Origin of the sequence: Acinetobacter tandoii DSM 14970 = CIP 107469 (assembly GCF_000400735.1) — a bacterium.
In the GTDB taxonomy this organism is placed as follows: Bacteria; Pseudomonadota; Gammaproteobacteria; order Pseudomonadales; family Moraxellaceae; genus Acinetobacter; species Acinetobacter tandoii.
This window is the reverse complement of the sequence record NZ_KE007367.1, coordinates 496970-517060: the sequence shown is the minus strand read 5'-3', so window position 1 is coordinate 517060 and position 20091 is coordinate 496970. Positions and strand designations below refer to the sequence as shown.

General features: G+C 39.0%; 20 protein-coding genes. 11 read left to right on the top strand and 9 right to left on the bottom strand.

From position 1 onward, the window contains the following. Positions 1-89: 89 nt before the first annotated feature. The 3 genes from I593_RS11805 to rpiA all read right to left on the bottom strand — a co-directional run bounded on the left by I593_RS11805 (position 90) and on the right by rpiA (position 2844). Positions 90-1202, bottom strand: a complete 1113-nt coding sequence (locus I593_RS11805) for a GGDEF domain-containing protein (RefSeq protein ID WP_016167807.1) — start codon at positions 1200-1202, stop codon at positions 90-92. 163 nt (positions 1203-1365) lie between these two features. Continuing rightward, positions 1366-2046, bottom strand: a complete 681-nt coding sequence (locus I593_RS11800) for a YgjP family zinc-dependent metalloprotease (protein WP_016167806.1) — start codon at positions 2044-2046, stop codon at positions 1366-1368. A gap of 126 nt (positions 2047-2172) precedes the next feature. Continuing rightward, positions 2173-2844: a ribose-5-phosphate isomerase RpiA gene (gene rpiA / locus I593_RS11795; protein WP_016167805.1), complete on the bottom strand. Its 672-nt coding sequence runs from the start codon at positions 2842-2844 to the stop codon at positions 2173-2175. Positions 2845-2949: 105 nt separating this feature from the next. Here rpiA and ilvA point away from each other — a divergent pair, with 105 nt between their 5' ends. Further along, complete coding sequence (gene ilvA / locus I593_RS11790) at positions 2950-4488, top strand: threonine ammonia-lyase, biosynthetic (RefSeq protein ID WP_016167804.1); 1539 nt, start codon at positions 2950-2952, stop codon at positions 4486-4488. 46 nt (positions 4489-4534) lie between these two features. Here the strand turns inward: ilvA and I593_RS11785 are convergent, their stop codons facing one another. Then, positions 4535-5077, bottom strand: a complete 543-nt coding sequence (locus I593_RS11785) for a hypothetical protein (RefSeq protein WP_016167803.1) — start codon at positions 5075-5077, stop codon at positions 4535-4537. 153 nt (positions 5078-5230) lie between these two features. Here I593_RS11785 and I593_RS11780 point away from each other — a divergent pair, with 153 nt between their 5' ends. Together I593_RS11780 and I593_RS11775 are read left to right on the top strand one after the other, a co-directional pair. Beyond that, positions 5231-5881, top strand: coding sequence for a potassium channel family protein (locus I593_RS11780; RefSeq protein WP_016167802.1), 651 nt, complete (start codon positions 5231-5233; stop codon positions 5879-5881). Between the two features lies 1 nt (position 5882). Continuing rightward, on the top strand, positions 5883-7223 hold the full coding sequence (locus I593_RS11775; RefSeq protein WP_016167801.1) for a TrkH family potassium uptake protein: 1341 nt from the start codon (positions 5883-5885) through the stop codon (positions 7221-7223). A 272-nt stretch (positions 7224-7495) separates the two neighbouring features. On the opposite strand, the gene I593_RS11770 is transcribed toward I593_RS11775, so the two are convergent. From I593_RS11770 to I593_RS11760, 3 genes are all read right to left on the bottom strand, one after another. Further along, positions 7496-8635 (bottom strand): phospholipase A, encoded by a 1140-nt coding sequence (locus I593_RS11770; RefSeq protein WP_016167800.1) that lies wholly within the window; start codon positions 8633-8635, stop codon positions 7496-7498. Positions 8636-8659: 24 nt separating this feature from the next. Further along, the gene (locus I593_RS11765) at positions 8660-11599 is read right to left on the bottom strand and encodes an insulinase family protein (protein WP_016167799.1); all 2940 of its coding nucleotides are present in this window, start codon (positions 11597-11599) and stop codon (positions 8660-8662) included. A 153-nt stretch (positions 11600-11752) separates the two neighbouring features. Beyond that, a complete protein-coding gene (locus tag I593_RS11760) occupies positions 11753-12202 on the bottom strand; it encodes a GNAT family N-acetyltransferase (protein ID WP_016167798.1) in 450 nt (149 codons plus the stop codon). 147 nt (positions 12203-12349) lie between these two features. Here I593_RS11760 and I593_RS11755 point away from each other — a divergent pair, with 147 nt between their 5' ends. The 8 genes from I593_RS11755 to I593_RS11720 all read left to right on the top strand — a co-directional run bounded on the left by I593_RS11755 (position 12350) and on the right by I593_RS11720 (position 18256). After that, positions 12350-13357, top strand: a complete 1008-nt coding sequence (locus tag I593_RS11755; RefSeq protein WP_016167797.1) for an adenosine kinase — start codon at positions 12350-12352, stop codon at positions 13355-13357. A gap of 14 nt (positions 13358-13371) precedes the next feature. Next, complete coding sequence (locus I593_RS11750) at positions 13372-13680, top strand: Rieske (2Fe-2S) protein (protein WP_165492958.1); 309 nt, start codon at positions 13372-13374, stop codon at positions 13678-13680. A 15-nt stretch (positions 13681-13695) separates the two neighbouring features. Next, positions 13696-14313, top strand: coding sequence for an OB-fold-containig protein (locus I593_RS11745; RefSeq protein ID WP_016167795.1), 618 nt, complete (start codon positions 13696-13698; stop codon positions 14311-14313). A gap of 601 nt (positions 14314-14914) precedes the next feature. Further along, positions 14915-15106, top strand: a complete 192-nt coding sequence (gene cydP, locus I593_RS11740) for a cytochrome oxidase putative small subunit CydP (protein ID WP_016167794.1) — start codon at positions 14915-14917, stop codon at positions 15104-15106. Further along, entirely contained in the window at positions 15106-16686 is a 1581-nt protein-coding gene (locus tag I593_RS11735; protein ID WP_016167793.1) for a cytochrome ubiquinol oxidase subunit I, read from the top strand. Before cydP ends, I593_RS11735 begins: the two co-directional genes overlap by 1 nt. Then, complete coding sequence (gene cydB / locus I593_RS11730; protein ID WP_016167792.1) at positions 16683-17828, top strand: cytochrome d ubiquinol oxidase subunit II; 1146 nt, start codon at positions 16683-16685, stop codon at positions 17826-17828. Before I593_RS11735 ends, cydB begins: the two co-directional genes overlap by 4 nt. Before the next feature lie 23 nt (positions 17829-17851). Beyond that, positions 17852-17953: a cytochrome bd-I oxidase subunit CydX gene (gene cydX, locus I593_RS20105; protein WP_002120988.1), complete on the top strand. Its 102-nt coding sequence runs from the start codon at positions 17852-17854 to the stop codon at positions 17951-17953. A gap of 3 nt (positions 17954-17956) precedes the next feature. Next, positions 17957-18256, top strand: a complete 300-nt coding sequence (locus I593_RS11720; protein WP_016167791.1) for a cyd operon YbgE family protein — start codon at positions 17957-17959, stop codon at positions 18254-18256. Between the two features lie 46 nt (positions 18257-18302). On the opposite strand, the gene I593_RS11715 is transcribed toward I593_RS11720, so the two are convergent. Both I593_RS11715 and aroC read right to left on the bottom strand, forming a co-directional pair. Then, positions 18303-18839, bottom strand: coding sequence for a GNAT family N-acetyltransferase (locus tag I593_RS11715; RefSeq protein WP_016167790.1), 537 nt, complete (start codon positions 18837-18839; stop codon positions 18303-18305). Positions 18840-18991: 152 nt separating this feature from the next. Next, complete coding sequence (aroC, locus tag I593_RS11710) at positions 18992-20086, bottom strand: chorismate synthase (protein WP_016167789.1); 1095 nt, start codon at positions 20084-20086, stop codon at positions 18992-18994. Between the last annotated feature and the right edge of the window lie 5 nt (positions 20087-20091).

Below are 20091 nucleotides of genomic sequence, written 5' to 3'. Positions count from 1 at the left end.
GCCATTTTGTAACTGCGTAGTATGACAGGAAGTTGAGGCTTTCTAAACTGTTTTGCTTGGATTTTATATGTTTTAGTGTTGTTAACACTTTAATTCAATGCTGTAGAAATCATCTGGGTACAATCCAAACCAATACAATTTCGTCCAGATTGCTTCGCGGAATACAGTAATTGGTCAGCAACACCTATCGCACGTATAAAATCTTGCTCAACGATCTGTGCTAAACCAAAACTGGCTGTGACCGATATTTTGCTCACTGACAACCGCTTAGTTTCTATAGCGATGCGAATACGTTCGGCAATTGCATAAGCATGATATTGGTCTTTTACTTTTAGAAGTAAAATAAATTCTTCACCACCAAAGCGCCCAACCAAGTCTTGACCACGAACATTTTCCCGAATAATTTCACCAACCTGTTGCAAAATGCTATCACCAATCAAATGACCATATTGATCATTGATTTGCTTAAAATGATCAATATCACACATCAGTAAAAAATGGGTGTCTTGAGATGTATATGAAAGTACTGACTTGGCTTTTTCATAAAAACCACGTCGGTTTAATAAATTGGTTAATGGGTCTTTCTGACGCTCATCATTCAACTTATGAATAATATCTCGCACCAAAGTCCCTAACAGAACAATCGCAAACCACATGCTTAAAAAAATACTTGCAGCAAGCATAATTAACCACCAAACGGAGGTGACCAGCATGTCAGCGTCAATATCACTCAAAAATAGATAAATAATTAAACTGCGTGTAAAAGTATAAATTACAATAAAAAAATAAGAAAAATCTACAATTTTATTAAATATATCAATGTTTTGATAGTTTTTAAATATCGAGAATAAAACCAATGACTCTACTGTTGCAATAGTGGAATTAAGAATCAACATCCTGATCCATAATTGATTATCTACGTATGAAAAATAGCTTAGCAACAATAGAGCTATCGCAATTAACCCCAAACACCAATATGAATGCGCATGGCCTTTTTTTCTTAATGCCATTGCATAGGCACTTGCCCAAGCGCCAAATAAATACATCCCTCCCAGTAAAGGTGCAGACAGAGCCAGCTCTGAATTAGACATAAAACTTTGTGCTGCCAATGAAAAAGAAGGCACGATATAACCTAGACCTAGCCAAAATAAGTATTTTGGAGCCTGATAAAAATAATGGCATATTAAAAACAAGCTTCCCATTAAGATCAGGCAAGCTGGAACAATTAATATAAAATAATGGGTATCTGTAAAATTCACGCCCAAGACTAAAAGCTTGTACTAAAAGTAATCGCAGTGTAGATGATTTATTTACTCATTCAAACTCAAATCTATCAGATTAATCACATCATAAAATTTAGCTTTTTCAAGAAGAGAACCACCAAAACGGCAATGCTGTATTTTTTAATGTATGACGATGCGACTTAAAATTTGGATCATATTCAGCCACTTTTGCCCAAAAATGTACACTATGATCAAAGTAAACCGTATGTACCAATTCATGCACACACACATAGCGCGTAATTTCCCGTGGAAACAATACTAAACCACTATTCAACATAATGTCATGCTTCGCACTACAACTACCCCAACGGCTTTTTGCTTGTCGAATATTACAAGCCGAATATTCCAAACCGATCTCATAACTGACTTGTTTTAGAAAATGTTGTAAATGATGCTTAGCATAGGCAATCACAAATGCTTTGAGATATTGTTCTGGTTGTCGCTCACTCACCCAAAGCTGATGATTTTGTTCATCAAAAATAAAAGATTGCTTTTGTGTTTTATAAATTACTGGTAAAGGTTGCTCTAGATTAAATAGGTTCAATTGTATCGGCAGGCTTCGGTCAAGCTGTCCTGATTTTTTTTGCTGTTTCTGCCAAGTCTCAATCATCCATTGCTCAGACTGCTGTAAAAAAGCCTGAATCTGTTTTTTTGTACAAATCTTTGGAACAGTTAAACGAATTTGTGTTGGCTCTACACGTAATCTTAAACGTGTTGCGCGTGCATGATGGGTGATTTGGATTTCTGGCAGTGTATGGGTCATTTATTTTGAAATTTTATTTAGATTATTCAGTCTTCACTTTAAGCTAAAAGTTAAAACATGACTTAAATTGTTAGCTCAAATAGAGAAACTACCCTCCTTTTTCAAAGGAGGGTCAGGGAGGATTTTTTAAACAGCAGTACGTTCTTCAATGCCGTTGTCTGTTGCAACTATAGCGATATCCGCTTTATTTAACGCAAAAATGCCGTTACACACCACACCCGGAATGTTATTGATAGTCTTTTCAAGTTCAAGCGCATTTAGAATATTCAAGTTATAAACATCTAAAATAACATTGCCGTTATCTGTCACTACACCTTCACGGTAAACTGGGTCACCGCCCAAGCTCACGATTTTACGTGCTACAGCCGAACGCGCCATTGGAATCACTTCTACAGGTAATGGGAACTCACGACCCAATTGTTCAACCCATTTCGAATCATCAACAATACACACAAATTTCTTTGCAATTGATGCCACAATCTTTTCACGAGTTAAAGCAGCACCGCCGCCTTTAATCATATGCATATGACGGTCAATTTCGTCTGCACCATCAACATAAGCATCCAAGCCACCGACATGATTCATATCAACCACTTCAATACCGAGTTTCTTTAGACGTTCTGCAGTTGCTTCTGAACTTGCTACTGCCGCTTCAAGTTGAAGCTCTGGTAAAAGTTCAATTAAAAAATTAACGGTACTGCCTGTACCTACCCCTAAAATGCCACCTTTTGGTAAGTGTTTTAAAGCGGCTTTCGCTGCTGCTTGTTTTTTCTCATCTTGGGTTGCATATAGACTCATGACATCACTCAACTTTTTTTCACGTTTTGCGCAATTTTAAAACGCAAATGTGTAGGGGTTTGTTACAATAAGCGCCTATTTTAAACTGTTAGATGGAAAATTAACATGCTGTCTCGTTTGGTTCGACAAATTTTACAAGCAACGGTGTATGACGTTGCAATCGAAACCCCACTCGAAGCAGCGCCACGAATTAGTGAAAAGCTAAACAACAACATTCGCTTTAAACGCGAAGACTTACAACCTGTCTTTTCTTTCAAACTACGCGGTGCGTATAACCGTATTAGTCAATTACCGAAATCTCAGTTGGAACGTGGCGTTATTACTGCTTCAGCAGGTAACCATGCTCAAGGCGTGGCTTTATCTGGTCAAAAGTTAGGTATTCGCGCCATTATTGTCATGCCAAAAACGACACCTGACATTAAAGTACAAGCAGTAAAACGCTTGGGTGGAGAAGTCGTTCTACATGGTGATTCATTCGATGTTGCCAATAAATATGCGATTCAATGTGCCAAAGATGAAGGTATGACGTTTATTCCCCCTTATGACGATGAACTGGTCATGGCGGGTCAAGGCACCATTGCCAATGAAATTTTACGTCAATGGCGTGATGTCGAATATGTATTTGTTGCCGTTGGTGGTGGCGGTCTCATTGCAGGTATTGCAGCTTATTTAGGCGATGTTGCGCCGCATGTCAAAATTATTCCTGTTGAATATGACGAATCGGCTTGTTTAAAAGCAGCATTTGAAGCCAATGAGCGTGTGATTCTGCCTCAAGTTGGTCTATTTGCCGATGGTACAGCCGTTGCACAAATTGGTGAAAAGCCATTTGAAGTCTTACAATTGCAAAAATCGGACAACTCTGGGCCTATTGTTGAGCGTGAAGTCGTTCTAGTAAACACTGACGAAATTTGTGCAGCCATTAAAGATACTTATGACGAATGTCGTAGCATTGTCGAACCTTCTGGTGCAATGGCTTTAGCTGGCATTAAAAAATACGTTGAAGAGCACAATATTCACGGTAAAAACATGGTGTCAATTGTTTGCGGTGCAAACATGAACTTTGACCGCTTACGCTATATCGCAGAGCGCACCGAACTCGGTGAACACAAAGAAGCGATTTTTGCAGTAACTATTCCAGAAGAAAAAGGTTCTTTCCTCAAATTCTGTCGTGCACTACAAGGTCGTAACATCACCGAGTTTAACTATCGTGCAAGCAATGCATCTGCCGCACAAGTTTTTGTAGGCATTAGCCTAAAAAATGGTGAAAAAGAACGTCATGACATTCATGAATTACTGAAGACTCAATATGATGTAGACGACCTTTCTGATGATGAAGTTGCAAAACTACACATCCGTTACTTGGTCGGTGGTCATGCTGACTTAGAAAATGAGCGTTTATTCCGTGTCGAGTTCCCAGAGCGTCCAGGTGCATTACTGACATTCCTTGAGCGTTTAGGACCAACTCATAACATTACCCTCTTCCACTACCGTAACCACGGTGCTGCCGAAGGTCGTGTTTTGGTCGGTTTAGAAGCCAGCGATGCCAAACAAAACCCAGATGGTTTAATTGAAACATTAGAAAGCATCACTTATCCATACGTGGAAATTACCAACAATCTTGGTTACCAACGCTTCTTAAAATAATCCATCGAACTTATACAAACAGAGTCTTTAGGGCTCTGTTTGTCATTCAAATAGACCAAGACATTTCTGAAGGTTGATATTTTTCTACTTTCAAACCCGCCTCATCGAATTGCCGATTAAATAGCTCACAGAATACTTCAATTTTTTTTGGTTGATTCGGCACGGCCAACCAATAATGTTCTTTACCCCAAAGCAACAATAGTGCGAAATTCTGCAATTTTAGAAATTTATAAATTTCGTCCAAAATGATTTCTAAAATTTGATCTTGTACCCGATAAAAACGCCCAATCACATGCTCAAATTGCTCATAGTGTTTTAAAATCGGATCTGCACGTGATTGTATTTGTGCTTGCACCATTTCAATTTCAGTGGTCATGTGCTGAAAAAAAGGATGTTCTGCCAGTCCATTTTCCAAATATTGATGAATATTCAGTCCCATCATATATTCAACAGCTTGTTCACTCTCCTGAGAATTTAACCAAGTTAAAAAGTACTCCGCTTTTGCGCGATGCTTTTTTTTAGGCAATGGATTCTGCTTCAACTCAGGAAACCATTTTGTTAACTGCTTATAAATTTTCTTTTCATTCATGTTAAAACCCTAATTATTTTAGTCATTTTGCTTTTACTAAATGCACAGTCGATACAGCAAAACTTCATTTCAAGCATCAATTAACGCTATGATTAGACATTATGAAATTCAAATGTGTAAATAATAATACACCTAACAAGATAAGGACCTAACATGGCTCAATTTGCAGTGATTGGTTTAGGAAGTTTTGGTGCAACTGTTGCAACTGAATTGGTTGAGTTAAAGCATGATGTACTGGGAATCGATAGCAATAAAAAGTATGTAGAAAACATTTCTGATGTCCTCACTCATGCTGTAATTGCAGATGCAACCGATGAACACGTACTCAATGAATTAAACATCCAAAACTGTGATGCTGTTGTAGTCGCCATCGGCGAAGATATTGAAGCCAGTATTCTTTGTGTTTTACATCTCAAGAATATGGGCATCGAAAAAATTTGGGTAAAAGCAAAATCAAAATCTCACCATATGATCCTGAGCCATTTAGGCATCGATAAAATTATTCATCCAGAAGAGGATATGGGCGTCCGTGTTGCTCAGTCACTCAGCTATCCAATGGTCAGTCGTTACATGTCTCTGGAAGATGATCGTTATATAGTAAAAATTGAAGTTAAAGACAATTTACATGGCACTCGTTTTCAGACAATTTGTGAATACAATCCTGAAGTTAATGTCATCTTACATAAGCGTGGCAAAGATCTTTTATATCAGGTAGACCCCAATTTGATATTACAGCGTGGCGATATTATTGTCGTTGAGGGTCATCTGGAACAATTACGAAAATTATCGAATCGTTTTAAATAATATGAAAACAATACGAAAAAAACCAAAAAATACAGTCAACTTAAGTCCTCCAAGCTTATTAGCACTTGGTTTTTTAAGTTTTATTCTGATGGGAACTTTACTACTCAAATTACCTATTGCCCATCATGGCGACTTGTCATGGATTCACGCGTTATTTACCGCAACTTCAGCAGTGACCATTACTGGTCTGTCTGCCGTGAATGTTGGTGAGGCTTATACGGTATTTGGCAAAGTCATCATTATGCTATTACTGCAATGCGGAGGTTTAGGCTTTATGACTTTCGCAATTTTAGCGGTGATGAGCCTTTCAAATAAAATTGGATTAAAACAGCAAATTATGGCGCAGGAGACTATTGGCCATACCAGTTTATCTAAGGTTTCGCACACCATTAAAGCGGTTCTACTGTACTCATTATTTTTCGAAGCTATCGGCACATTCATTCTCACTATCGCTTGGATGCAAGAATATGATTTCTTAAAAGCTTTCTTTTATGCAGCTTTTTACAGTGTTTCCGCATTTAACAATGGTGGGTTTTCTTTATTTCCCAATAGTTTAATGGACTTTTCTAGCCAATATTTCATTACATTTACTATTAGCATGCTGTATATCATTGGTGGGATTGGTTTCTTGGTCTTAATGGACATTAAACAGCAAAGAAGCTGGAAAAAACTCAGTCCGAATAGCAAACTAATTTTATTAACTATTGCTGGTCTTAATCTATTTGCCTTTGTAGTATTTTGGCTATTAGAAGCCAATAACCCTCTTACTCTAGCTCCGATGAGCACGATGGAACAAGCTGTTAATGCATGGTTCCATGCGACAGTTCCGCGCTCCTCAGGATTTAACAGTTTGAATGTGGGCGACATGACCGATGCATCCGCACTGGTCACTATGGTGCTGATGTTTATTGGTGGAGGTTCTTTAAGTACGGCGGGCGGTATTAAAGTCGGTACTTTTATTGTCGTCACTTTAAGCGTAGTGAGCTTTTTACGCCGTGCTGATGAAATACGTATTTTTAATTTTTCGATACCGCAAAATACTTCATTTAAAGCAATGGCTGTAGTGTCTATTACTGCCATGTTGGTATTTATGGGTTTTTTGACCTTATTGCTCTTAGAGCCCAAACACCATTTTCTCGATTTACTCTTTGAGGCTGTATCAGCAGCCTGTACCGTTGGTCTATCACGTGGTATTACTTCCGACTTACAACCTGCCAGCCAAATAACCTTAATGCTCCTCATGTTTGCTGGCCGTCTTGGCCCACTTACTTTGGCGTATATGATTGCCACGCCAAAGAAAACACGTTTAAAACATCCACCTACGGATATTCAGATCGGTTGAAGGATTCAGGATGGATTGTTACTCAAAAGAGAAAATGTTTGAAAAATTAAGCGGCATTCAATTCTATTCTGTACGGATAAACCATGAGCGAAGCTCAAATAATGTCAAATTTAAAGTGAATACAAACTCTTTTTCAGTGAGTGAGTACGTGTAATTTACAACACAGAATACTGACAAATAAAGGACTCAAAACAGCAAAAAAATTAGAAATAATTCCAACTAAAAAAGCCTGAAATTAAAATTTCAGGCTTTTAAAACTTACTCAAAAAGTATCAGTACCAATTCAGTAACGATACCCCTAAACCGACATAAGTTGCTCGATGATTATAATCAATCAAACTTTCACCATAACCATCAAACAACTGGAATTGACCACGCAATTTGCCATGAATTGGAAAAGACCAATCAAATTGAACTGCACCGTGAGAATCATCTCCGCCTTTTAAAGAATGGCGTAACATTAAAGAAAAATCATGATCATCTTTACGGTAAAATGCTGTGATGTCGCCCCGTCCCACATAATCTTTGATATCTGGATTGTTATCATCTTTAGCATTTTCATCAAAACGATACCAAGGACGGATCATCAAAGCAAAGTTGTCGCGCTCAAAACCTAAATTCAAAATTGCTCTGTTCCAACTACGCGATAGAGGATCTGAACGACCATTAGACTGGTGGTTTAAGGTAATTCCAAATAAACGTGCATTCAAACCCAAAATTTCATAATTGGTGCGAAACATTAAACTCGCTTCAGGCTCATAATTGGTTTCACGAAATGGGCGCGACTCATCTTCGTTGTAAACTTGCCAACGTGAAGACTGCGTGTATCCCACCCAAAGATCACCATTATCACCAAATAAATTTTCTACAGCTTTGGTCTTGAGTGAAATTTGAAATTTCGCCTCAGTCGATTTTAAGTTTTGGTCTTCATCCACGGTATTACGCGGGTTTGGACTATCTGGAAATTCATTTTTCTTGCTTGACCAAAACACAGGCAACAAATATACAGGCTTATAAGCACGAATATTCCAAGTGCCTAATTTACTGTCCGGAGATAGTTCCCAGCGTTTATCTAGCAAAGATTGATTTGGGTCGATTTTAGGCCCTTCCAGTGCAAATAAATTGCTAAAACTGCCGCCTTGTTTTTCCGAGCTTTGTGGTTCCTGTTTCGCTGCAGCTTGCTTGACTAAAACAGGCTCCTCAACCTTTGGTTTTACTTCAGTTACAGGTACCTTAAATACAGCATCATAACAAGCTAATCGATCTGCATTAGACTCCAAACCTACACAAGCTTCTGGACTCGCAGGTGAGATTTTTTCTACTGGATCTTGCGCATAGGCAGCAGTATATGCTGAGCTGAGCATAATAACACTCAGCGATAGCACACCACGTTCAAATGATTTGAACGCCATAAACACACCCCTTTTCTTATTGTATTAATTCACTTGATGAATTTGGAAGCCTAATGCTAACAATTCATCTTTTTTCGCCATCGGAGCCACAACAGCTTTATTGGCTTCTTGATTAAGCAAATATTGTTCCGCTACACGCTTCAAGTCATCTAATGTCACAGCCAATAAACGTTCACGTAATTGCTTACGGAATGCAGGGGTACGTGCATGTAATAATGAATAACACGCAGTAATAGCTTCGCCCGCTGGTGAGCCAGGTTTATCCATTGAAGCAATCAGACCTAAAATAGCCTCTTCCAACTGATGCGGTTGTTGCTCAGTATTCAACAACCAAGCCACACTGGCTTCAAAATCATTAAATGTTTCTGCTAAGCGTGGGTCACGGTAGCTATAGAAACGGAAAGAACAAGCGTTACCGTCATAACTTGCACCCCCACCGTAAGCTCCACCTTTTTCACGGATTGCGCTATGTAAGAAACCATTACGTAAATATGCTGCCAATACCATGAGTGGCGCTGCATCAGCGTGTGCAACATCTACCGCTGGGTATGCAGATGCACAGAACTGTACATTGGCTTGAATTAACCATGCTTCATTTGCATGGTTATTGACCTGTTCAACAGCTTTAAGCGCAACGCTATGCTGAGGAACATCTAACTTGTCCCAAACATTTTGCACTTCTTCAACCAAACGGTCTGACTGATGTTCTTCACAGACCAATAAGAACTGTTTTGGTGCTTGTAAAAGTTTCAAATGAATCGCTTTTAATTCATTGATTAAATCATCATAAGCTGCTGCATCTTTTTCAATTCGACCGACCAAATCGCCTAACCAATTTAATGCACCTAAGCCTGTATTATGATAGTCACGTTGCGCTAAAGCGCTGTGGTTACGTCCCGCAATTTGCATAGCATAACTATGCCCTGAACCCGAAAGACGCGATGCCCAACGCGTTTTACGTTGCTGTAATAACTCAATGATTCGATCTTTCTCATCAAAGCGGAGTTGTTCAAACGCCAACTTTAACAAAGCAATACTATCAAAATTACTCACCAACGATTTAGTGGTCAAAGTTAACCATGCACTAATCTTGTGTTTATCATCGACTTTAGAGCGTAAAGATGCCCCCATCCCCAAACCACCACTCACTGCAGTTTGCAGTTGTTGTAGTTGAAGATAGTCATACTGCCCCGCACCAACTTCACCCATCAAAATAGATAACAAGTTAAAGTATGGTGATTGCACCACCTCTTGCGGAATTTCAATCAGCACCTGATTGTAGTAAATACCATTCGTACCCGCATGATAAAGGTTTAACGGGTAATCAATACGGTTTGAGATAATCTCACGCAATTGCCCTTGTACAATTTGTAGTTCCACAGGTACATCTTCTAAACCTACTTTTGGCAGAAGGTTAAGATCATCTGGTGTATCTTGGCGAACTTTCAATGCTTCAGTTTGCGCCTGAATTTCTGCTTTTTCAGCATCTGTCAGTTGAGCACCTATGGCTGCTAAACGCGCTTTTTCTGCCGCCGCTTCTACCGCAGATTTGTTTGCGTCAGGCACTAAAGTCATTTGGACACGATGAGGGTTATCAATCAAATGTGTTTTGATCAAGTTTGATAACCACATTGGATCTTTCAATTCTTCTTTCACTGCAGCAATCGCTGAGTCTACATCCCACACTGTGATTGGATCACTGTGGTGAATAACACTACCTAAACCATTTAAAATGAGGCTTAGACCATACGGCATGCCATCACCATTGATTTCACGTTGATGTAATTCAATTTGATGTAAAATCGCATCGACCATGTTTTGATCGACAGGTTTCGAAGCCACATCTTCTAAAACTTTAAATACACCTGCTTTAAACTCTGCGGCATGCTCAGGGTTTGAACCTTGTACGCCACAGTAGAAGGTCATTTCATAGTTAGAGTCATCTACACCCATAATTGGGCCTGTAGACTGCGCATAACCGCAAGTCTCTAAATAATGGCGTAGCGGAGAAGCTGAATCTTCCAACAATACACCTTCTACAAGGCGCATTCCTAAGCGCAGTTTGATCTCACTGGCTTTAGGCAATAACCACGAAATAATATGGTAAGTCTTGTCTTTTAAATCTTCTGCGTCCACTGCATAAGTTTCAGTCACTTCAAGTGGTGCAGTCAAACGACGCTCTTCTTTAGAAAAGAGCGTTTCACCTTTTGAAAACTTCGCCAATGCCAAAGTTTCAAATTGTTCTTGTAAGTTGTAGGCAGATTCATTACCAAAGGTCATAAAAACTGCATTACTTGGATGGTAGTGTGACTTATAGAAACGCACTAACTCATCGTAAGTTAAATCTGGAATATCTTTAGGGTCCCCACCTGAATTATAGTGATAGGTGGTTTCAGGAAATAAGTGATGTGCTAACTGATGATATAACTGATCTGAGGGTGAGCTCATCGCTCCTTTCATTTCATTAAAAACCACACCTTTATATACTGGCTCACCATTTTCAAGCTCAATACGAATACCTTCTTGCGCAAAATCTAATGGATTCAAATTAGCAGCAAAAGCAGCATCTAAATACACTTCAAGCAAATTCTGGAAATCTTTTTTATTCTGTGTCGCAAATGGATACGCTGTCCAATCCGCAGCAGTAAAGGCATTCATAAAGGTATTTAATGAACGACGAATCATTAAAAAGAATGGATCACGCACTGGGAATTTTTCTGAACCACACAATGCTGTGTGTTCTAAAATATGTGCTTCACCTTTTGAATCCATGGGCTGAGTACGAAAAGCCACCAAGAACACATTTTCATCATGATTAGTCGCAAGATGATAATGTACCGCACCAGTCACTTTATGCTGGTATTCAGTCACTAAAATATCTAAGGCTTCAACATGGTGTTGACGAATCAACTGAAACGCTGGATGTACAGTTTGAGAAATAGTTTCAGTCACATCTACAGTCATGTGCGCTCCTAATAATCTTTTAAATAAAACTGAAATGATTATAGCTTTAGTTTGAGCCATAATTCACGTATAAACCCGAGTATTTTATTCAGGTCTAGAACCATACACAGTAACACACTACGCATCGTATCTATTCAAGTAAATAACTGAAAACTAAATTAAATATTTAAAATAATTATAGCTTGGATTATTTTCGACCCAAACATAGTTCTGTTTTTGATAGAAATCTGCTGCCAAACGTGTATCAGTTTGTAAGCAGAGCGCTGAAAAATTAGGCTTGGCTTTATTTTCTAAATACGCCAACAAGTCTTTTCCTACTCCATGACGTCTATATTTGGGATGTACGTAAAAACGTCGCACTCGTCCAATTCGACTTCTTTGTCCTTCTTCTTCGCGTTGCTGGTTTAAACCACCACAACCAATTAACTTATCACCATCGTATGCAATTAATAAAAACTCACCTTCGTCTTTAAACTGATTTTGGCCATTTGCATATTCGTCAATGAGACGCTGAACAACATTCACTCCTTCCTTATTTGCCAACTTGAGTAAAGTCTCAATTTGAGCAGGTAATTGTTCAGCTTCTTTAATGATGAGTTCCATTTTCTATCTATTACCTAACACTGGTTTTGCCTATTAAACAATAAAACACAATCAATTAGGTACAATCTTGAATTTTATTCACAAAACTTCTGCAATCCTGAGCATTGGTGTAAACTTAGTGTTTTATTTTAGATGTGATTGAACGACATGACCTCTGTTGATCTTTTTGCAATTGGTAATGCGCTGATTGACCAAGAATTTAAAGTTTCTGATGAATTTCTTACGCAACACAACCTGCAAAAAGGAACCATGCAACTCACCGATGGTGATCAACAAGCAAATTTATATACTCAACTTAAACAGTCCGAAGTATATAAAGGTCAGGCTTCAGGTGGTTCTGCTGCCAATACAACCGTAGCGTTTAGCGCACTTGGCGGTACAGCATTTTATGGTTGCCGCGTAGGTAATGATGAATTAGGTAAAATTTATTTAGATGGCTTAAATGAAGCTGGTATTCAAACAACAGCTAAATCAGTCAGTGAAGGTGTAACAGGAACTTGCATGGTCTTGGTCAGTCCTGACTCAGAACGTACTATGCAAACCTACCTAGGCATTACCGCAGAACTTTCTGCAGAACAAATTGATTTTGAGCCATTAAAAACTGCACAGTGGCTCTATATCGAAGGTTATTTATCTACCAGCGCTACAGCACGTGCAGCAGTTAAACAAGCCCGAGAAATTGCACGTGCTCATGGAGTCAAAATTGCATTAACGCTGTCTGATCCAGCCATGGTGCAATATGCGCGTGAAGGTTTAAATGAATTGTTAGATGATGGCGTAGATTTACTCTTCTGTAATCAACAAGAAGCTATGATGTATACCGAAACCACCACAGTTGAAGATGCATTGGCTAAATTGAAGCTACATAGTAAATACGTTGTAATTACATTAAGCGCAGAAGGTGCGATTATTTCATCTGAACAAGAAACCATTCGTGTATCTGGTCGTGCTGTGACTGCGGTTGATGCCAATGGTGCTGGCGATGCATTCGCTGGTTCATTCCTATATGCATTGAACACAGGTGATAATTTACAGACTGCGGCAGAACTTGCGATCTTGATTTCCAGTGAAGTGGTTTCACAGTTTGGTCCACGTCTAGCCAATCAAGACTATGCACAATTGCTAACAAACTTTCAAAAGAAGGAATGTGCCTAATGCATAAACTTTGTGTGACCGAAGATATTCCAGAGCGTGAAGCACGTGCTTTTGAAACGCCAAATGGTGATACGATTTTTATTACACAACGAGATGGTGCTTTTTTTGCCTATCAAAATGTTTGCCCACACTTACAAGTAGAACTTGAATTTCTAGAAAATCAGTTCCTTGACCGTGACCAAGAATATATTGAATGCTCGACTCATGGTGCACTCTTTACCGTAGAAACTGGCGAATGTATCTCTGGTCCTTGTTTAGGTCAGTCACTTGAAAAGGTCGAGATAACTGTGCATTCTGATGGCGGAATCTACTTACCTGAATAACCTATGGAATTTGCCATGCTTGAGTTAATACACGATATAAATTTAATGCCGTTTCATTTAAGTTTATTGGCCCTTGTATTACTCAGCTTGGTAGAAACCATTGGTTATTTTCTACATATCCGACCAAGCCAGTTTTTTAAGCGTGTTATCCCACAAAAACTCGCAGAAGCCCCCTTACTCAACGTAAAGTTTTCTAAAATCTTAATTTTAGTCTTTCTGTTAATGAATTTTAGCTTCTCAGGTTATTTCCTTCAGTTTAGTTATTTCGCACAGCAAGAGCATTTTTTACCCGCATATTATGTCATTCTCCCTGCATTAATTATTGCGATATTCTTTACTGTATTTATGATTCACTGTCTGGATCAGGTGATTAAACCTACGCAAATGCAACTCCAGTCTAATTTGTTAGGTAGACTCGCAACGATTTCAAGTGGTAATGCTCGCCCCGGTTTTTCCGCCCAAGCTCGCGTTAGAGATGAATATGGTCAATTACACTACATACAAGTAGAACCAGAATTTGGCGAGTTGGAATTTCAATCTCAAATTATTTTAATTCGCATTAAACACTCGCATTACATCGCCAAAAAAATTTCAAGATCAAATGAGCTTTTCTCAAATGAAATGCAGAAATAAATTTCGGAACTTTGATTCACTTCCAACCAATCTAAATGATATCGAGGGGTCAAATCGTCTTTATTGATAAATTCATCGCTGATTTCCTACAATGTAGTTTTGCTCACAATCCAATCCAATCCAATCCAATCCAATCCAATCCAATCCAATCCAATCCAATCCAATCCAACACTCTACGACATAGATACACCTGTATTTTCATTTTTTCAGAAAAATAAATAAACCTTCCTCATCCCACCCAATTGAGTGTATATTTATTGTTCAATTATCAATATCAATGAGAATTAGTTAATAAATCTAAAATTTAATCCAACTTATTTAGTACAGTTTAATAATTAATCCATTTTTAAATAGACCAAAATACTTTGTTTTAATATTTTTGAAATATAAGCATTTTAGTCAGATTTAATTTAATTAAATTACAACTGTTTTAGTCTGAAATAAACCATGTAAATTAGAATAAAAATAATACACTGTGATTCATAAAATATTGATTTATATCAAATTAATAATATATTTCTATTTTAATTGTATTTCCTATTTATTTTTTGTATGAAATTGTTTAATAATATTAATCATGTTTCAAAACAGGCTTATTCCCATGAGCTTAGTTCCAAAAGATTTTAATCAACGCCTAGTCCGTGAAATAACGATCATATTAATAATTAAGGTCGTTATCCTACTCACGATTAAACACATCTGGTTTGATGCACCGACTATTCCCAAAAACTTTGACAATCAAGTTGCTGAGCGTATTGCTGGCAGTCCATCCCAAATCAAGGAGACACGTTGATGATTTCTGAAAGCGTGGTCGATCTTTCGCGGTTTCAATTTGCAATGACCGCGATGTATCACTTTATTTTTGTTCCACTAACTCTTGGTTTAGCTTTTATTCTTGCCATTATGGAAACGACTTACGTCATTTCTGGTAAAGAAATCTATAAAGATATGACCAAATTCTGGGGGAAACTCTTCGGTATTAACTTTGCACTCGGGGTAACAACAGGGTTAACGATGGAATTCCAGTTTGGTACAAACTGGGCGTACTACTCACACTATGTAGGCGATATCTTTGGTGCACCATTGGCAATTGAAGGTCTCATGGCTTTCTTCTTAGAATCTACCTTTATTGGCTTATTCTTCTTTGGTTGGGATCGACTTTCCAAAGTTCAGCATTTAGGTGTGACGTGGTTGGTTGCTCTAGGTTCTAATATGTCAGCCCTGTGGATTCTTGTTGCTAACGGCTGGATGCAAAACCCTGTTGGTTCTAAGTTCAACTACGAAACCATGCGTATGGAATTGGTCGATTTTGGCGCACTCATTTTCAACCCAGTTGCACAGGTTAAGTTTGTACACACCGTTTCAGCAGGTTATGTAACTGGCGCTATCTTTGTATTGGCAATTTCAAGTTATTACCTACTTAAAAAGCGTGATATTCCATTTGCACGTCGTTCATTTGCGATTGCAGCTATCTTTGGCTTAGCATCAACACTTTCTGTAATTTTACTCGGAGATGAGTCTGGTTATGAGTTAGGTGATGTTCAAAAAACCAAACTTGCCGCAATTGAAGCAGAATGGGATACACACCCTGCACCTGCACCATTTACGCTGTTTGGTATTCCAAATAAAGAAACCATGACCACAGACTATGCAATTAAAGTTCCTTATGTCATGGGTATTATTGCAACACGCTCGACAACTAAAGAGGTAACAGGTATTAAAGACCTCTTAGTTCAACACGAGAATCGTATTCGCAATGGTATGGTTGCATATTCTCAACTTGAAAAGCTTCGTGCAGGTGACACATCTCCTGAACTTAAAGCTGCTTTTGAGCAATCTCAAAAAGATTTAGGCTACGGTCTACTTTTGAAAAAATATACACCGAATGTTGTAGATGCGTCTGAAGATCAAATCAAATCTGCCGCGTTAGATACTATTCCACATGTACCAAGTTTGTTCTGGGCATTCCGTGCAATGGTAGCATCTGGTTTCTTAATGTTATTACTATTTGTTTTAGCAACTTTTGCAGTAGCAAAACGCAATGCCGAAAACAAACCATGGTTACTCAAGTTTGCTCTTTTAGCTTTACCACTTCCGTGGGTTGCTGCACAAACAGGTTGGTACGTTGCTGAAGTTGGTCGTCAACCATGGACGATTGGTGAAGTATTACCTACACACTTGTCAGCATCTAGCTTAAGCACTGGTGATGTATGGGGTTCTATCGCTGCTTTAGCTGCGTTCTATACTGTACTTTTGATTATTGAAATGTATTTAATGATCAAATTCTCCCGTCTTGGTCCAAGTTCGCTTCACACAGGTAAATACCATTTTGAAAAACTTGAAGCAGCTCGCAATGAGGAGACTCAAGCATGATCGAATATGAATTACTCAAAATTATCTGGTGGGTTTTAGTCGGTGTCTTGCTGATTGGTTTTGCCCTCACCGATGGCTTCGATATGGGCTCTATGGCAATCATGCCATTTGTAGGTAAAACAGATGAAGAGCGACGCGCAGCAATCAATACGATTGCTCCGCACTGGGACGGCAACCAAGTTTGGTTTATTACAGCAGGTGGTGCTTTATTTGCTGCTTGGCCTATGGTGTATGCGACAGCCTTTTCTGGCATGTACTGGGCATTATTGCTGGTTCTATTTGCCTTATTTCTACGGCCAGTAGGTTTTGACTATCGATCTAAACTCGAAAATACCAAATGGCGTACATCTTGGGATTGGGGATTATGTATCGGTGGTGCAGTACCTGCTCTAGTCTTCGGTGTGGCCTTTGGCAATATGTTCTTGGGGGTACCGTTTACACTTGATGAGACTGTACGTTCGACCTACACAGGCAGCTTCTTTGCACTACTCAATCCATTTGCTTTAGTTTGCGGTATTGTAAGTTTATCCATGCTTTGCGCACATGGTGGTGCATGGCTTATGCTACGTACAGATGGTGATTTAAGAAAGCGCTCTGCTAAAGCGACACAATTGATGGGCATTGTTTACCTTATCTGTTTCTTGGGTGCTGGCGCTTGGTTGTATTTTGGCGGAATCGAAGGTTATACCTTAGTTACTCCATTTGACACCAATGGTGCAGCAAACCCATTAGCAAAAGAAGTTATTACCAATGCCAATCATGGTTGGATGAACAACTACTCGACTTATCCAATCACCATGATTGCCCCAATTACAGGGATCTTAGGTGGTTTGATTGTGGTACTTGCAGCAGGCAAAAACAAAGCGGGTTTTAGCTTCTTAGGTTCAAGTTTAGCGGTTGTAGGTGCAATTTTAACAGCAGGTTTTGCTTTGTTCCCATTCCTCATGCCGTCAAGTATCAATCCTATTGCAAGCTTGACCATGTGGGACGCTGTTTCAAGTCAAACTACGCTTACTGTGATGACGATTGCTGCATGTATTTTTGTACCACTTATTTTGTGCTACACCACTTGGTGCTACTACAAAATGTGGGGCGTTATTACCAAAAAACATATTCAAGAGAATTCACATAGCCTGTACTAAGGCGATGCTAAGGAGAATAAATTATGTGGTATTTTGCATGGATTCTCGGTATTTTGATGGCATGCTTTGCTGGTGTTCTCAGTGCCCTATATATCGAGCATCATCAAGATTTAGATGAGGAATAAAGCATGACTGACGTAGCAATGACAACAGAACAGCCAAAAAAACCAAATAAGTTTGTAATGGCAGTGTCCTTTTTGTTGGCATTGCCTCTCGCAGCGGTCTTGTTGATCCACCCAAGTGCAATGTTAGATGCCAATGGTGAATATAGTCACCGCGCCATGATGTTTATCATGATTGGTATTTCAGGTGGTTTCATTTACGGCGTAGGATTTATCCCTCGCTTTTGGCTCTGGAAGTGGTTATTTAGCCCTTTCATTGCTTGGCCCCTGATGTTATGGGGATATTACACTTGGTTCCTTGCCTAATAAAAAAGCCCTCATTATGATGAGGGCTTTTTTATGAACTAAAACATTAACTGACATGCTTAATTAATTGTTGTAATTCAATATTTAATAATGGCTTTCCGACGTTAGCATCAATCGGATATGGCTTCCGCACCTGAGTTAAACTATAGCCCCGACGCTGATAATAAGCGATAAGCTCAGAACGAATATCAAGTACATACATCATATACAATCTAAGATTAGGTTGTATTAGCAAAGCCTGCGTTTCAGCGAATGATAAAATCACCCGGCCCACACCTGCATTTTGAAAGACAGGATCTACACAAAAAGTACCTATTTCCACTTCTTCCGCATTAAACGCCAAACCAATACATCCGATTAAGGATGTTGTAGAAATAACATCATCAACTTCAGCAACATATAGATGATAATTATCATCCATCAAAGCCTGTTGTAATTGCAGTTTATTAATTCTTTGCCCCGACACATAATCTGCTTCATTGGTCCAGCTCTGGATAGGATTTTCGCGATAAGCTAAATTAATTAAATGTAATAGACGGTCTAAATCGGTTAATTCCGCTTTACGAAACTTTAATGATTGCATAAATCTAGCCTTAAATATTTTCAAGATTTTGGTGTGAGAAATTGTTTTATAGCAAGCGATCTATTTCTGGAATTTATAATTACTTTCTATGCTTAGGCTATTTAAAATTAAATAAAAAACCAGTTCATGTGAACTGGTTTTTTTGATGCAAATTATTTTGGTTCAATCGGTGCAAATGGTGCGATTACATCGGCATTCTGTGCACGGTGACGCATGAAATGATCCATCAACACTATCGCAAACATGGCTTCTGAAATTGGTGTAGCACGCACACCAACACATGGATCATGGCGTCCTTTTGTAAGGACATCAGTGTTTTCACGATCAATATTAATGGTTTTACCAGGTGTGGTAATACTTGCAGTAGGTTTAAGTGCAATCGCAACTCGAATGGTTTGACCGCTGGAAATACCACCCAGAATTCCGCCAGCATGATTTGCCAAGAAACCATCTGTGGTTAATTCGTCACGTGTTTCATGCCCAAACTGTTCTGCTACAGCAAAACCATCGCCAATTTCAACCCCTTTCACGGCGTTAATTGACATCATGGCATGGGCAATATCCGCATCTAAACGATCAAATACTGGCTCCCCCCAACCCACTGGAACATTTTCAGCCAAAATTTCTAATTTTGCACCACAGCTTGTACCTTGCTCGCGTAAAGAAGTCACCAAGGCTTCAAAACGTGACACTGCATCGACATCGCCACAGAAAAATGGATTATTTGGAACTTCATTCCAATCTAACTTTTCTGCTTTTTCAGTACCAATTTGAGTCACATGACCACGGATTAAAATTCCGAATTTTTCAGCAAGGTATTTCTTCGCAATAGCTCCCGCAGCAACACGCATCGCTGTTTCACGCGCGCTAGAACGACCACCACCACGATAGTCACGAAAACCGTACTTTTGTGTATAAGTGTAGTCCGCATGCCCTGGACGGAAAGTTTGCGCGATATTGCCATAATCCTTAGATTTTTGATCTGTGTTGCGGATTAATAAACCAATCGGTGTACCTGTAGTTTTACCTTCAAAAACCCCTGAAATAATTTCAACTTCATCAGGTTCTTTACGTTGCGTGGCAAATTTCGAGGTTCCTGGTTTACGACGATCTAAATCTTTTTGCAAATCTTCAGCAGAAAGCTCAAGCCCCGGTGGAACGCCGTCCACAATTGCCATCAAGCCTACACCATGAGATTCACCACAGGTCGTTACACGGAAGAGTTGTCCAATACTATTACCTGCCATGTTCA